The sequence below is a fragment of the Citrobacter sp. Cu231 genome (assembly GCF_030332265.1).
Lineage (GTDB): Bacteria > Pseudomonadota > Gammaproteobacteria > Enterobacterales > Enterobacteriaceae > Citrobacter > Citrobacter meridianamericanus.
Genome location: NZ_JAOWIE010000046.1, coordinates 15,302 through 29,406, shown reverse-complemented (window position 1 = coordinate 29,406; position 14,105 = coordinate 15,302). Strand labels below are relative to the sequence as shown.

Here is a 14,105-nt window from a genome sequence, read left to right as displayed (position 1 = left end):
CGGTCTACGAAGATGCTTCTTTGTAGGCCGGATTAGGTAGGATGTTTATTCCACCGCCCACTCAGGTTCGTTGACCTTGCGGCGGCTGTAGTTCTGATAAATCGCCATCGCCAGCAGCGAGAAGAAGATTGGGCCACCGGTCATCCACAATGCGCTGTTCCAGTCCCCGGCTTCAATTACCGGCTGGATGATGGTGAATACGTTGGCAAACGTCACCACCAGTACTACCACGCCTGTTGCCAGTAGCGTCGCCGCTCGGGTTTTAAAGACAACAAACGGTCTTTCCAGACCCGTGCGGGATTTAAAGAACGGAAATGCCAGCGCAAGGAACAGATACGGCAGCGTCATCGAAACGTTCGCCATCAGGGTCAGTTTGTTGTAGAACGCTGAAGCCGTATCGCCGCCAAACGAAACCAGCAGGATAAACAGGCTTACCAACAAACACTGCAACCACATTGCGGTCGTCGGCATTCCCACCGCATTCAGTTTGGTCATCGGTGCGGGCCACAATGCCTTCGGCGTACCCTGAATAATCGCTTTCAACGGCGAGTAGCTGAGCGTGAAAAACGCGCCGGTATAAGCGAGGAACATAGAAAGTCCGGTAATACGCGCGAACCATTCGCCCATCGCCATCGCGGTCTCAGGGGAAAGATGCAGCGCATTACCCAACGTCATCCCAAGGCTTTTCATCAGGATATAAGTAATATTGCCGAGGTTAACCGAGCTATTACTTAATACCTGCTGCCAGTTAGTACTAACCCCCCATAAAAAAATAGCCAGCGAATAACCCACAGAAATCACAATCGCGGCAAAAACAATGCCTTTCGCAAAATTCTTTTCGGGTTTTTCCGTTTTATCAACTAATCCACCCACGGCTTCTATTCCACCGTAAGCAAAAATGGCAAATACCACAAATGACAGCATGGCCAGACCGGACTGATATCCCGGATTAGGCGAGGAGATAAAATTAATATCCTGAGCAAAGTGGCCACCAGTTAATAACAAAATAGCGACACTCACTAACAACAGAACTAAATTAAGACACATTACGGCAATTCCGCCTACTGCCGTAATACGGGCAATCTTATTAATACCCCGGGAGGCCACGCAGGTCACCAGAATCATCCAGCCAACGGCGAGCAGTCCGACGACCTGCGTAGGCTCAAGCCCCGCGATACGCCAATGTTGCGTCATGTCTGCGCCAAATAAGAAGGTTGAAAAAGGTACCCAGACTTTCGCCGCAGTGCTGACCATCCAGATAACATAGGAAGAGAACCACATAAAGGTGCCGATAAAGGCATAGCGTGGTCCAACGCTATTATTCATCCAGGAATAGATACCGCCCTCTTCTTTACGATAGGCAGAACCCATTTCAGCCATCATTAAGGCGAATGGAATAAAGAATAATAATGCAGAAAATACATACCATGGAATAGCACTGTATCCCATTAAATAGAAAGCCGATGGGCTATTAGCAAATCCAAAAACTGACGTAAATATCATGAGGATGAGACCAATCAGGCTCATCTTTTTTATTGTTTGGGTCATTAAACCATCCCTTTCTCTGGCAAGCGTTTAACTAACGCCGCTCACCGATTGGCACTGCTCTCTTTGCAGAGTTCAGCGATAGATAAATCAACACAGAATTGATACCTGAACGATATCAAATATCCAGGAGTAAATTGTGGCTATTAGAGGGAAAATGAAAAAATATGCTACAAAGTGGCGATTTTACCGCCACGTTGTATTGAAGAAGAGTCAGTTACGCGCGATCGACGGTAAATGCGATAACCTCAGCCAGGCTCTCTGCGCCCAGCGCCAGCATCACCAGACGGTCAACGCCCAGCGCCACGCCAGAACAATCCGGCATGCCTACTTTTAACGCTTCAAGCAAGTTGGTGTCGATAGGTTGCTGCGGTAAGCCTCGTGCGGCACGTTTGCGGTTATCCTGTTCAAACCGCTGCTGTTGTTCACGCGCGTCGGTCAATTCATGGAAACCATTTGCCAGCTCAATACCTTTGTAATAAACCTCAAAACGTTCAGCCACGCGGTGATCTTCGGTACTGATTTGCGCCAGTGATGCCTGACTGGCCGGGAAATGATACACAAACGTCGGTTTGTCTTTGCCAATATGCGGCTCAACGCCCATCGTAAACAGCAGTTGCAGTAAGGTGTCCCGGTCTTCTTCGGTATCAGCGATATTGCTGAGATCCAATTTCGCCGCGACTTCCCGCAGTTGGGTTTTATCCGCAGACAACGGGTCTATCTCCAGATGACGCTGAAAGGCTTGCTGGTAAGAGAGACTTTCCGCAGGCGAGCAGTCCAGCACCTGCTGAAGCAAATCATCCACTTCGTTCATCAGGCGATACATATCGTAGTGCGGACGATACCACTCGAGCATGGTGAATTCAGGGTTATGATGGCGCCCCATCTCTTCATTACGGAAGCTGCGGCACAGTTGATACACCGGGCCGCACCCTGCCACCAGCAGGCGCTTCATATGGTATTCCGGACTGGTCATTAAATAGAGATTCATCCCCTGGGAGTGCCCCGGGCCGACGAAACGCGTTTCGAACGGGAACAGATGGATGTCCGTTACCGTTGCCTGACTCATACAAGGGGTCTCAACCTCAAGCACGCCACGATCGGCAAAAAAGCGGCGAATCTCCGCTATAATTGCTGCACGTTTTAACAGATTGGGGATGGACGCGCTCGGCTGCCAGGTTGCCGTTTCGCTCATGGTTGTTTCTCCGATTTAAGACAAGGGCACGAAGTCTACTCGTATCGCGTTAACGAGACAAATTTCGCGCCCCAGTAATCTGTACAAGCAATTGGGTAAAAAAAGCGACATAGGGTGGTTTAGTAATTAAATTAATCAAATTCAATGATAATTCCCCCCTGTGACACGCTAAAAAAATCGAACACGTCAAATTTCCCGCACATCCCTGAGACTATACTATTGTACCTATAAAGGAGCAGTGGAAACGCGTTCATAACCTGTTTGGAGCCGATGAAGCATCTGATTTCAGGCAGGAATGAAATAACAACAATCTGGAGGAATGTCGTGCAAACCTTTCAAGCCGATCTTGCCATTATAGGCGCCGGTGGCGCGGGATTGCGTGCAGCAATTGCTGCCGCACAAGCAAATCCCAACGCTAAAATCGCACTGATCTCAAAAGTGTACCCAATGCGCAGCCATACCGTTGCTGCCGAAGGCGGCTCTGCTGCTGTCGCGCAGGATCATGACAGCTTTGACTACCATTTTCACGATACGGTAGCAGGCGGAGACTGGCTGTGTGAGCAGGATGTCGTGGATTACTTTGTCCACCACTGCCCAACTGAAATGACGCAACTGGAACAATGGGGCTGCCCATGGAGCCGTCGTGAAGACGGTAGCGTCAACGTACGTCGCTTCGGCGGTATGAAAATCGAGCGTACCTGGTTTGCCGCGGATAAAACCGGCTTCCACATGTTGCATACGCTGTTCCAAACATCTTTGCAGTTCCCGCAGATTCAGCGCTTTGATGAACACTTCGTTCTGGATATCCTTGTTGACGATGGTCATGCTCGCGGCCTAGTAGCCATGAACATGATGGAAGGCACGCTGGTGCAGATCCGTGCTAACGCCGTTGTGATGGCGACGGGCGGTGCAGGTCGTGTTTACCGTTACAACACCAACGGCGGCATCGTAACCGGCGACGGTATGGGCATGGCACTTAGCCATGGCGTTCCACTGCGTGATATGGAATTCGTTCAGTATCACCCGACAGGTCTGCCAGGCTCCGGTATCCTGATGACTGAAGGCTGCCGCGGTGAAGGCGGTATTCTGGTCAACAAAAACGGCTACCGTTATCTGCAAGACTACGGCATGGGCCCAGAAACTCCGCTGGGCGAGCCGAAAAACAAATATATGGAACTCGGTCCGCGCGACAAAGTTTCTCAGGCTTTCTGGCACGAATGGCGCAAAGGCAACACCATTTCCACTCCGCGTGGCGATGTTGTTCACCTCGACCTGCGTCACCTCGGCGAGAAAAAACTGCTCGAACGTTTACCGTTCATCTGCGAACTGGCGAAAGCCTATGTGGGTGTCGATCCGGTTAAAGAACCGATCCCGGTACGTCCGACAGCACACTACACCATGGGCGGTATCGAAACCGATCAGCACTGTGAAACCCGCATTAAAGGTCTGTTCGCTGTCGGCGAATGTTCCTCTGTTGGTCTGCATGGCGCTAACCGTCTGGGCTCCAACTCTCTGGCGGAACTGGTGGTCTTCGGTCGTATGGCCGGTGAACAAGCTGCGGAACGCGCTGCAACGGCTGGCGCTGCAAACAGTGCTGCTCTGGATGCACAGGTTGCTGGCGTTGAAAAACGCTTGAAAGATCTGGTTAACCAGGAAGGTAACGAAAACTGGTCTAAGATCCGTGACGAAATGGGTATTTCCATGGAAGAAGGTTGCGGTATCTACCGTACGCCGGAACTCATGCAGAAAACCGTTGATAAGCTGGCGGAACTGCAGGAGCGCTTCAAGCGCGTACGTATCACTGATACTTCCAGCGTCTTCAACACCGACCTGCTGTACACCATCGAACTGGGTCACGGTCTGAACGTTGCTGAATGTATGGCGCACTCCGCTCTGGCACGTAAAGAATCCCGCGGCGCGCACCAGCGTCTGGATGAAGGCTGCACCGAGCGTGACGACGTGAACTTCCTCAAACACACCCTCGCCTTCCGCGATGCTGACGGCACGACTCGCCTGGAATACAGCGACGTGAAAATCACCACTCTGCCACCGGCTAAACGTGTTTACGGTGGCGAAGCGGAAGCAGCCGATAAGAAGGAGAAGGCGAATGGCTGAGATGAAAAACCTGAAAGTTGAGGTGGTGCGCTATAACCCGGAAACCGATACCGCGCCGCACAGTGCTTTCTACGAAGTTCCTTATGATGAAACCACGTCACTGCTGGATGCGCTGGGCTACATCAAAGATAACCTGGCGCCGGACCTGAGCTACCGCTGGTCCTGCCGTATGGCGATCTGCGGCTCCTGCGGCATGATGGTCAACAATGTGCCAAAACTGGCGTGCAAAACCTTCCTGCGTGATTACACCAGCGGTATGAAGGTTGAAGCGCTGGGCAACTTCCCGATCGAGCGCGACCTGGTCGTTGACATGACGCACTTTATCGAAAGTCTGGAAGCAATCAAGCCGTACATCATCGGTAACCCGCGTACACCGGATCAGGGACCAAACACCCAGACTCCGGCGCAGATGGCGAAGTATCATCAGTTCTCCGGTTGCATCAACTGTGGTCTGTGCTACGCCGCGTGCCCGCAGTTCGGCCTGAACCCTGAGTTCATTGGACCGGCTGCGATTACGCTGGCGCATCGTTACAACGAAGATAGCCGCGACCACGGTAAGAAGGAGCGTATGGCTCAATTGAACAGCCCGAACGGCGTCTGGACCTGTACTTTCGTGGGCTACTGCTCCGAAGTCTGCCCGAAACACGTCGATCCGGCTGCGGCCATTCAGCAGGGTAAAGTTGAAAGTTCAAAAGACTTTCTTATCGCTACCCTGAAACCACGCTAAGGAGTGCACGATGACGACTAAACGCAAACCCTATGTGCGTCCTATGACGTCCACCTGGTGGAAAAAGCTGCCATTTTATCGTTTTTACATGCTGCGCGAAGGCACGGCAGTTCCGGCAGTCTGGTTCAGCATTGAACTGATTATCGGCCTGTTTGCACTCAAGCATGGTGCAGAGTCCTGGATGGGCTTCGTCGCCTTTTTACAAAACCCGGTGGTGGTGATCCTGAACGTTATCGCCCTGGCAGCAGCGCTGCTGCATACCAAAACCTGGTTTGAGCTGGCGCCTAAAGCCGCCAACATCATCGTAAAAGACGAAAAAATGGGGCCAGAGCCGATCATCAAAGGTCTCTGGGCAGTTACTGTGGTTGCGACAGTAGTAATACTGTTTGTTGCCCTGTTCTGGTAAGGAGTCCGGAATGATTAATCCAAATCCAAAACGCTCTGACGAACCCGTATTCTGGGGCCTATTTGGTGCAGGCGGTATGTGGAGCGCAATCATTGCGCCAGTGATGATCCTGCTGGTCGGCATTATGCTGCCGCTGGGCTTTGTTCCTGATGCCTTCACCTATGAACGCGTACTGGCATTCGCTCAGAGCTTCATCGGACGTGCGTTTCTGTTCCTGATGATCGTTCTGCCGCTGTGGTGCGGTTTACACCGTATGCACCACGCAATGCATGACCTGAAAATCCACGTGCCTGCTGGCAAATGGGTATTCTACGGCCTGGCAGCGATCCTGACCGTTGTAACGGCGATTGGTATCCTGACCATCTAATCGCATACGTTAATTTCAGGCCCGCCAGTGGCGGGCCTTTTTATTTGTGCAATACCCCGATCAACCAACGTGAAAACTCGCGCATCGCAGGTGTCTCCTGGCGAGATTGCAAACGCGTTATCCAGTAACTCCCCAGATCAATCTGCGTTAAAAACGGCTGGACGATACGTTCACTACTGAGCAAATGCGTGAACATTCTGACTGGGGCGATTGCCACACCAATCCCCGCCTGCGCGGCCTCCAGCATGGTGACGGACGAATCAAACACCACCACGTTGTGCGTCGGTGACGGCGGCGCTTCTCCGACGGCCTGCATCCAAAGCGCCCATTCATCACGCCGATACGATCGCAGTAACGAAAATTTCAGGATGTCCGCAGGTACTTTAATCTGCGAAGCCAATGTCGGTGAACACAGAGGAGACATCAACGCGCTACATAAATATTGCGCATCGGTATCGTGCCAGGCACCACCACCATAGCGAATGGTATAATCCAGCCCCTCGGCAGCGGGATCCACGCGGTTATTATGGGTGGAAATGTGCAAATCAATATGCGGGTAGCTGCGCTTAAATTCGCTCAGCAGAGGGAAAAGACAGCCGACCGCAAAAGTCCCTACCACGCCAATTTTAAGTTTTTCCTGAGTCTGTTGAGTGGCAAAACGATCCAGCATCCCCGCCATACGATCGAAAGAGTCATTAAGTACAGGTAACAGACTTTCTCCTTCAGTCGTCAGCATTAACCCACGAGAACCACGCACGAAAAGCTGACAATTCAGCTGCTGCTCTAGTGATTTTACATGCTGGCTAATTGCAGAATGCGTCACGTTGAGTTCAATCGCAGCACGGGTCAAACTGAGATGTCTGGCCGCGGCTTCAAAAGCACGCAGCGAGTTTAGAGGGATATAGCGACGCGTCATCATCTGGCCTGTTAGAAAAACTTATATCTGCTGCTAAATTTAACCGTTTGTCAACACGATGCAAATCAAACACACTGATTGCGTCTGACGGGCCCGGACACTCTTTCGCTTTTTATAACGGAACTGATTTCATGATGAAAAAATCAATATGCTGCGCGTTGCTGCTGACAGCCTCTTTCTCAACGTTTGCCGCGTCAAAAACAGAACAACACATTGCCGATATCGTCAATCGCACCATCACACCGCTGATGCAAGAACAGGCTATTCCGGGTATGGCCGTGGCGATTATCTACCAGGGGAAACCGTATTACTTTACCTGGGGTAAAGCCGATATCGCCAATAACCGTCCCGTTACTCAGCAAACACTGTTTGAACTTGGCTCGGTCAGTAAGACGTTCAACGGCGTGTTGGGTGGCGATGCTATCGCCCGCGGCGAAATCAAGCTCAGCGATCCGGTCACGCAATACTGGCCAGAATTGACGGGCAAACAATGGCGGGGTATCAGCATGCTGCACTTAGCCACCTATACGGCGGGTGGTCTGCCGCTTCAGATCCCCGACGACGTTACGGATAAAGCCGCATTACTGCGCTTTTATCAAAACTGGCAGCCGCAATGGGCTCCAGGTGCTAAACGTCTCTATGCTAACTCCAGTATTGGCCTGTTTGGCGCACTAGCGGTGAAACCTTCAGGGATGAGCTATGAAGAGGCGCTAACCAGACGCGTCCTGCAGCCTTTAAAACTGGCGCATACCTGGATTACGGTTCCACAGAGCGAACAAAAAGGTTATGCCTTGGGCTATCGCGAAGGAAAGCCAGTGCATGTTTCCCCCGGACAACTTGATGCCGAAGCCTATGGCGTGAAATCCAGCGTCGTCGATATGACTCGTTGGGTTCAGGCCAACATGGACGCCAGCCAGGTTAAGGAGAAAACGCTCCAGCAGGGCATTGAGCTTGCGCAATCACGTTACTGGCGTATTGGCGATATGTATCAGGGACTGGGCTGGGAGATGCTTAACTGGCCGGTGAAAGCCGACTCGATAATCAGCGGTAGCGACAGCAAAGTAGCGCTGGCAGCACTTCCCGCCGTTGAGGTAAATCCGCCAGCCCCGGCCGTGAAAGCCTCATGGGTGCATAAAACAGGGTCTACTGGCGGATTTGGCAGCTACGTTGCCTTCGTGCCAGAAAAAAAACTTGGCATCGTGATGCTGGCAAACAAAAGCTACCCTAACCCGGCTCGCGTAGAGGCCGCCTGGCGCATCCTGGAAAAGTTGCAATAACTGACAAAGAGGTCCGGTAAATCGGACCTCCATTCTTGATCTTTTTTTCCTGCTGTCATCTACACTTAACAAAAAACAGTAAGGAAAACACTATGCGCATTCTGCCCGTCGTTGCTGCAGTTACGGCTGCATTTCTGGTTGTTGCTTGCAGTACCCCTACACCGCCGAAAGGCGTTACCGTGGTGAATAACTTTGATGCCAAACGCTATCTGGGCACCTGGTATGAAATTGCGCGTTTCGACCATCGATTCGAGCGTGGACTGGAAAAAGTGACCGCAACCTACAGCCTGCGCGACGATGGCGGCATCAATGTGATCAACAAGGGCTATAACCCTGACAGGGAAATGTGGCAGAAAACCGAGGGTAAAGCCTATTTCACCGGCGATCCAAACCGCGCTGCGCTCAAGGTCTCGTTCTTTGGCCCTTTCTATGGCGGGTATAACGTGATTGCGCTCGACAGGGAATATCGTCACGCGCTGGTTTGCGGGCCGGATCGCGACTACCTATGGATCCTTTCACGGACCCCGACTATTTCAGACGAAATAAAACAGCAAATGTTGGCTGTCGCGACCCGGGAAGGGTTTGAGGTAAATAAACTGATTTGGGTAAAACAACCAGGCGCTTAGTGGGTGCTCAGCTTCAGGCCAATAATGCCGGCAACAATCAGCCCGAGGCTCAGTAAACGCGCCGGGCTGGCAGACTCACCCAGCAGCAGAATCCCGGTAATTGCTGCGCCAACTGCGCCAATACCGGTCCATACGGCATAAGCGGTCCCGACAGGCAACGTACGCATTGCCCAGGATAGCATGGCGATGCTGACGATCATCGCCGCAATGGTAATAATGCTTGGCGTCAAACGCGTAAAACCGTGGGTATATTTCAGGCCAATCGCCCAGACAACTTCGAGCAGACCTGCAATTAATAAAACGATCCAGGACATATCAGGCTCCAGAACAATGGGGCCGTCCCCGGTGAAAGAAGCGTTTGCAGGTCGTCCTGCAAAGCTGATGTGTGAAATGGCATTTTTGCCCGGAAGAAAATGAATTTCAACCTTTTTATTCGCAACCTACTAAAAGCAAGAATTAAGCATAATTAGCGGCGTAGTTCCCGCGTTTGGCGCTCATCGGAGTTCTCTATGATGAAGGGCTTTCTGAATCCAGAAAGTCGATTGCCTCTCTTCTGAATGCGAAAAGGTTATGCTTAAAATTTTAGTGATTGACCGGTGCCACTATACTCGCACAGGGATTGAGGCCTTGCTTAATCATTCCGGCAGGTTCAGCTCCTCATTTCTGGTATCAGGAATAAATAACCTCCTGTTAGCAAAAGAGCATATTTTGCAGTGGAAGCCGCATCTGGTGATCGCGGATTTATACAGTTTTATTAGCGAGACGCATCCCAGCCCGCCAATTACGCCCTTTTTTATGAGCTGCGGCGTCGTTCCGCTGATTTTATTGCAATCAGCTGACAGATTACATCCCTCTCTTGCTTCCCCTCAATCCGTCGCCCATTCGGTTTTAACTAAGCACGCCACTCTGAACGCACTTTCGAACACCATTCAGGAGGCGCTCCAGGTTCGTCCCACCTTAGAAATCGGCGAAAACGCGTCTCCGCTGCTTACGCCCCAGGAAGAGAAAGTATTATCGATGTGGATGGATGGTGTGAGTAACAATGCGATAGCTGCCGCCCTCAGCATTCATGGCAAGACAGTCTACACCTATAAACGGAATATCCGCATGAAACTGCACCTGGGGAATCGATTCTCGCCGTTTCTCTCACTAGCCGAGAAAGGTAATTAACGGTACGACACAACGTCGTACCGTTGATGGTCATTGCTGAGCTTTTGTCGCTGCACCAGAGATGGCGCTACCGCCTTCAGAAATATCCTGCCCTACGCCTCGCGTGGTGTTACACGCGGTTAATACAGAAGAAAGTACCAACACAGAAAAGATCGCAGCAATTGTCTTCTTAACCATAACGTCTTCCTTTTCTAGCCAATATTGTTTGTGTATAGCTACTTAATAATAGACAAGATCCGCAAGGATGATGGATAAACAACCATTTTTAAGACTATGAGAGAGGATTAGCTGGCGGCGTGAGAGATTGAACTGCCAAGATGTTTGATGTCTTCACCAAAGCCGCGCGCGGTATTACACCCCGTCAACAAGGTGCAGGTGAAAGAAATGAGCATTACAAGACCGAGAAGACGTTTCATCATTCCTGCCCTGGAAAAAGTATGGCGCAGTAACCTGCGCCATATAATCAATGAGATATCTTATTTTACGCGAGAAACGTATTCGCCTGAGCGAGTATCCACTTTGATCACTTCGCCGATCTGTACGAACAGCGGAACTTTAACGACTGCGCCGGTGGACAAGGTAGCCGGTTTGCCGCCAGTACCTGCGGTATCACCTTTCAGACCTGGGTCGGTTTCAACAACTTCCAGCTCAACGAAGTTCGGCGGAGTCACGGAGATCGGCTGACCGTTCCACAGGGTCACGATGCATTCAGCCTGGTCCAGTAGCCATTTGGCGTTATCGCCTACCGCTTTCTCGTCTGCAGCCAGCTGTTCGAAAGTGGTGTTATTCATAAAGTGCCAGAACTCACCGTCGCTATACAGGAAGGTCAGGTTCATGTCAGCTACGTCTGCGCCTTCAGCGGAGTCAGTAGACTTGAAGGTTTTCTCTACACGAGTACCGGTCAGCAGGCGACGCAGCTTAACGCGCGCAAATGCCTGGCCTTTACCTGGTTTAACGAATTCGCTGGCTTCAACCGCATAAGGTTCGCCGTCCAACATGATTTTAAGACCAGCACGAAAATCGTTGCTATAGTACGTTGCCATAAGGCCCTCTGAAAATTGTTAACTGGTAGCTAAGCCACAAAATGGCGCATATTGTAACCCTAAATACCCCATCCAGAGAAGATTGGTTATCGCAACTTGCCGATGTTGTGACCGATCCTGATGAACTTCTGCATCTTTTGAATATAGACGCAGATGAAAAACTGTTGGCCGGACGCGACGCGAGACGGCTTTTCGCCCTGCGCGTACCACGTACGTTTATTGCCCGCATGGAAAAAGGCAATCCGGACGATCCTCTTCTGCGTCAGGTACTGACTTCTCAGGAAGAGTTCGTTTCTGCACCTGGCTACTCCACCGATCCACTGGAGGAACAGCACAGCGTGGTTCCCGGTCTGCTGCATAAATATCGCAACCGTGCGCTGCTGTTGGTTAAAGGTGGTTGTGCAGTAAATTGTCGCTATTGCTTCCGTCGACACTTCCCGTACGCTGAAAACCAGGGCAATAAGCGCAACTGGCAGGTCGCTCTGGACTACATTAGCGCACATCCTGAGCTGGATGAGATTATCTTCTCCGGTGGCGATCCGTTAATGGCTAAAGACCATGAACTGGACTGGCTGCTCACGCAACTGGAAGACATCCCGCATATTAAGCGTCTGCGTATTCACAGCCGTTTGCCGATTGTTATCCCAGCACGTATTACTGAAGGACTGATCGAACGTTTTGCGCACTCTTCCCTGCAAATTCTGCTGGTCAATCACATTAACCACGCGAATGAAGTCGATGAGACATTTCGCCAGGCGATGGTCAGACTGCGTGCTGCAGGCGTCACGCTTCTCAACCAAAGCGTACTGCTGCGTGACGTGAACGATAACGCACAAACGCTGGCCAACCTGAGTAACGCGCTGTTTGATGCCGGTGTGATGCCCTATTACCTGCACGTACTGGATAAAGTGCAGGGTGCCGCCCACTTTATGGTCAGCGACGATGAAGCGCGTCGTATTATGCGTGAGCTGCTGACACTGGTTTCCGGCTATATGGTCCCTAAACTGGCACGTGAAATTGGTGGAGAACCAAGTAAAACACCGTTGGATCTGCAGTTACGCCAACAATAGTCATTATTGAGTGTCCGATTTCGGACACTCGCTATCGATCGCGATTATTTACTATCCCTGTAGGTGGAGTCGCACTTTTAATATGTGCTATTTTAACTCGCGGCGCGCAATTTATTATTTGCAAAACATATAAATCAGGTCAAATCTAGATTTTTAATAAATATATGGTTAGGGAGAACCTTTGATGACTATCAGTATTAAAGGTATTAATACCGGTGTTATTCGTCAGAAGAATGAATTTGTTGCTTTGGCATTGAAGATTAAAGAACCAAGAAATAAAGAGTCGTTATTTTTTCTCTCTCCGCTTGGACTAAGAGATCTGCTTATCGCGCTCGAGAGCAGACTCTATACAAAGCACCAGCTTAGCGAAGACGCTCGTTTGCAATATGAAAAAGAACGTGACAAAGCCAGCAAAAAAATGCACGAAAATATCCCTTTAATTCAGGAAGATGAGTTAAGGAACGCGGATATTAACTTTCGCATAAATTCGCTCATGTTAGTGAATAATAAAGGGGAAAACTTAACATTTTCTCTGACGTTGCATGACGGAAAAACGCACGAACTACGGGTTAATGAATTACAGATTCAAGTGCTGGTCCATGCAATTATTCATGCAATAAATAATGCAGGCATGCGGGAGTTGGCGCTACGAATTACATCACTACTGGATTTTCTGCCGCTGTATGATGTTGATTGCCAGCAAAACGACAATCTTGAATACGACTCTTATACACAACCAGAATGGAAGCATAACCTGTTTAATTATTATCTGGCGATTATCTATCGTTATAAGGATGAAAAAGGGAAAGTCCAGTTCTGTGGATCGGTAGTAAAAACTCGCGCCCTTTCCGGCAGCAAAGAAGCCGAAGCCATTACTCGTCGTCTTCTCGATTTCAGCCCTCGGCTGAAAAAAATAGCGGGCGTACCCTGTCAGGTATTTGTCAGAACGTTGACGAGTGATAAGGCGCAAAAGCTCACTCAGGATCAATGCTTGCGCGCACTACATCATTTACGCGTCCAGTCTGCGCAAAAAGTTCAGAATGCCTGATGGCGTTGCGCTTATCAGGCCTATGACCAAGCGAATTTGGTAAGTGCTTTTCATTACGCAAAATCATTCAATCTGCATCACGGCGGCAAGCAAAGAGATCCCCAGGAGCATAGATAGCTATGTGACTGGGGTTTCATAGCGCAGCCAACAAGGAGGCAGGATGAAGTGTAATCAATTAGGGCACTTATAAACCTGGCCAGTCATCTCACTGGCAGTAGGAACAAAGCTGGAAAGCATTCCTTGTGATGGGCTGCTGACGCCATAAATCACGTTACCACCCATTGCTGCGGCCTGGTTACGCAGATCGTTTGCGGCACCACGCATTGAACCACCCTCTTCGCCGTGCTGGCCAGAAAGCCAGTTACTTTGTTTGCCGGTTGCGGTGCCAATCAGTTGACACTCTGCGCCAGGCTTGTCTTCGACAAAGCGTACGCTTTGTCCGGCTGAACTCAGTTCGTTGCTGGAGCTACAACCCGCCATCAGTAGCGCGGCACCAACGATCCCTGCTAAATATTTCACGTGCATGTCATTCCCCATAATCAATTAGCTGGACGTTATGTCCGTAGCTGAATCATATACTAAAAAGATGACCAAAAGAAA

The 14,105-nt window shown here is 50.4% G+C and carries 17 protein-coding genes; 9 read left to right on the top strand and 8 right to left on the bottom strand.

Annotated elements, in window-relative coordinates:
• Positions 1 to 45: 45 nt before the first annotated feature.
• Both yjeM and epmA read right to left on the bottom strand, forming a co-directional pair.
• A complete protein-coding gene (gene yjeM, locus OGY15_RS19915) occupies positions 46 to 1,548 on the bottom strand; it encodes a glutamate/gamma-aminobutyrate family transporter YjeM (protein ID WP_187253595.1) in 1,503 nt (500 codons plus the stop codon).
• Between the two features lie 214 nt (positions 1,549 to 1,762).
• Positions 1,763 to 2,740: an elongation factor P--(R)-beta-lysine ligase gene (gene epmA / locus OGY15_RS19910; protein WP_003830517.1), complete on the bottom strand. Its 978-nt coding sequence runs from the start codon at positions 2,738 to 2,740 to the stop codon at positions 1,763 to 1,765.
• A gap of 324 nt (positions 2,741 to 3,064) precedes the next feature.
• On the opposite strand from epmA, the gene frdA reads away from it, so the two are divergent.
• The 4 genes from frdA to frdD are packed head-to-tail and all read left to right on the top strand — an operon-like array spanning position 3,065 to position 6,355.
• Complete coding sequence (gene frdA / locus OGY15_RS19905) at positions 3,065 to 4,855, top strand: fumarate reductase (quinol) flavoprotein subunit (protein WP_048212906.1); 1,791 nt, start codon at positions 3,065 to 3,067, stop codon at positions 4,853 to 4,855.
• Complete coding sequence (gene frdB / locus OGY15_RS19900; protein WP_137384014.1) at positions 4,848 to 5,582, top strand: fumarate reductase iron-sulfur protein; 735 nt, start codon at positions 4,848 to 4,850, stop codon at positions 5,580 to 5,582. Before frdA ends, frdB begins: the two co-directional genes overlap by 8 nt.
• A 10-nt stretch (positions 5,583 to 5,592) precedes the next feature.
• Complete coding sequence (gene frdC, locus OGY15_RS19895) at positions 5,593 to 5,988, top strand: fumarate reductase subunit FrdC (RefSeq protein ID WP_151217327.1); 396 nt, start codon at positions 5,593 to 5,595, stop codon at positions 5,986 to 5,988.
• 10 nt (positions 5,989 to 5,998) lie between these two features.
• Positions 5,999 to 6,355: a fumarate reductase subunit FrdD gene (gene frdD / locus OGY15_RS19890; protein ID WP_103768662.1), complete on the top strand. Its 357-nt coding sequence runs from the start codon at positions 5,999 to 6,001 to the stop codon at positions 6,353 to 6,355.
• Positions 6,356 to 6,395: 40 nt separating this feature from the next.
• Here the strand turns inward: frdD and ampR are convergent, their stop codons facing one another.
• The gene (gene ampR / locus OGY15_RS19885) at positions 6,396 to 7,271 is read right to left on the bottom strand and encodes a LysR family transcriptional regulator AmpR (RefSeq protein WP_151224455.1); all 876 of its coding nucleotides are present in this window, start codon (positions 7,269 to 7,271) and stop codon (positions 6,396 to 6,398) included.
• A 131-nt stretch (positions 7,272 to 7,402) separates the two neighbouring features.
• On the opposite strand from ampR, the gene blaCMY reads away from it, so the two are divergent.
• Together blaCMY and OGY15_RS19875 are read left to right on the top strand one after the other, a co-directional pair.
• On the top strand, positions 7,403 to 8,548 hold the full coding sequence (gene blaCMY, locus OGY15_RS19880; protein WP_286540787.1) for a CMY-2 family class C beta-lactamase: 1,146 nt from the start codon (positions 7,403 to 7,405) through the stop codon (positions 8,546 to 8,548).
• Between the two features lie 92 nt (positions 8,549 to 8,640).
• A complete protein-coding gene (locus OGY15_RS19875) occupies positions 8,641 to 9,174 on the top strand; it encodes a lipocalin family protein (protein ID WP_151217324.1) in 534 nt (177 codons plus the stop codon).
• On the opposite strand, the gene sugE is transcribed toward OGY15_RS19875, so the two are convergent.
• The gene (sugE, locus tag OGY15_RS19870) at positions 9,171 to 9,488 is read right to left on the bottom strand and encodes a quaternary ammonium compound efflux SMR transporter SugE (RefSeq protein WP_000118520.1); all 318 of its coding nucleotides are present in this window, start codon (positions 9,486 to 9,488) and stop codon (positions 9,171 to 9,173) included. The two genes, OGY15_RS19875 and sugE, sit on opposite strands and share 4 nt — an antisense overlap.
• 256 nt (positions 9,489 to 9,744) lie before the next feature.
• On the opposite strand from sugE, the gene OGY15_RS19865 reads away from it, so the two are divergent.
• Positions 9,745 to 10,344, top strand: coding sequence for a helix-turn-helix transcriptional regulator (locus tag OGY15_RS19865; RefSeq protein ID WP_151217322.1), 600 nt, complete (start codon positions 9,745 to 9,747; stop codon positions 10,342 to 10,344).
• A 30-nt stretch (positions 10,345 to 10,374) separates the two neighbouring features.
• On the opposite strand, the gene ecnB is transcribed toward OGY15_RS19865, so the two are convergent.
• The 3 genes from ecnB to efp all read right to left on the bottom strand — a co-directional run bounded on the left by ecnB (position 10,375) and on the right by efp (position 11,387).
• On the bottom strand, positions 10,375 to 10,521 hold the full coding sequence (ecnB, locus tag OGY15_RS19860) for a lipoprotein toxin entericidin B (protein ID WP_003025482.1): 147 nt from the start codon (positions 10,519 to 10,521) through the stop codon (positions 10,375 to 10,377).
• 107 nt (positions 10,522 to 10,628) lie between these two features.
• Positions 10,629 to 10,763: an entericidin A/B family lipoprotein gene (locus OGY15_RS19855; RefSeq protein WP_151217320.1), complete on the bottom strand. Its 135-nt coding sequence runs from the start codon at positions 10,761 to 10,763 to the stop codon at positions 10,629 to 10,631.
• 57 nt (positions 10,764 to 10,820) lie between these two features.
• Positions 10,821 to 11,387, bottom strand: coding sequence for an elongation factor P (gene efp, locus OGY15_RS19850; protein ID WP_003025478.1), 567 nt, complete (start codon positions 11,385 to 11,387; stop codon positions 10,821 to 10,823).
• A gap of 41 nt (positions 11,388 to 11,428) precedes the next feature.
• On the opposite strand from efp, the gene epmB reads away from it, so the two are divergent.
• Together epmB and yjeJ are read left to right on the top strand one after the other, a co-directional pair.
• Complete coding sequence (gene epmB / locus OGY15_RS19845) at positions 11,429 to 12,457, top strand: EF-P beta-lysylation protein EpmB (protein WP_151217319.1); 1,029 nt, start codon at positions 11,429 to 11,431, stop codon at positions 12,455 to 12,457.
• Positions 12,458 to 12,641: 184 nt separating this feature from the next.
• On the top strand, positions 12,642 to 13,505 hold the full coding sequence (gene yjeJ, locus OGY15_RS19840) for a YjeJ family protein (RefSeq protein ID WP_286540785.1): 864 nt from the start codon (positions 12,642 to 12,644) through the stop codon (positions 13,503 to 13,505).
• A gap of 171 nt (positions 13,506 to 13,676) precedes the next feature.
• Here yjeJ and OGY15_RS19835 read toward each other — a convergent pair whose 3' ends face one another.
• On the bottom strand, positions 13,677 to 14,030 hold the full coding sequence (locus OGY15_RS19835) for a DUF4156 domain-containing protein (protein ID WP_151217317.1): 354 nt from the start codon (positions 14,028 to 14,030) through the stop codon (positions 13,677 to 13,679).
• Between the last annotated feature and the right edge of the window lie 75 nt (positions 14,031 to 14,105).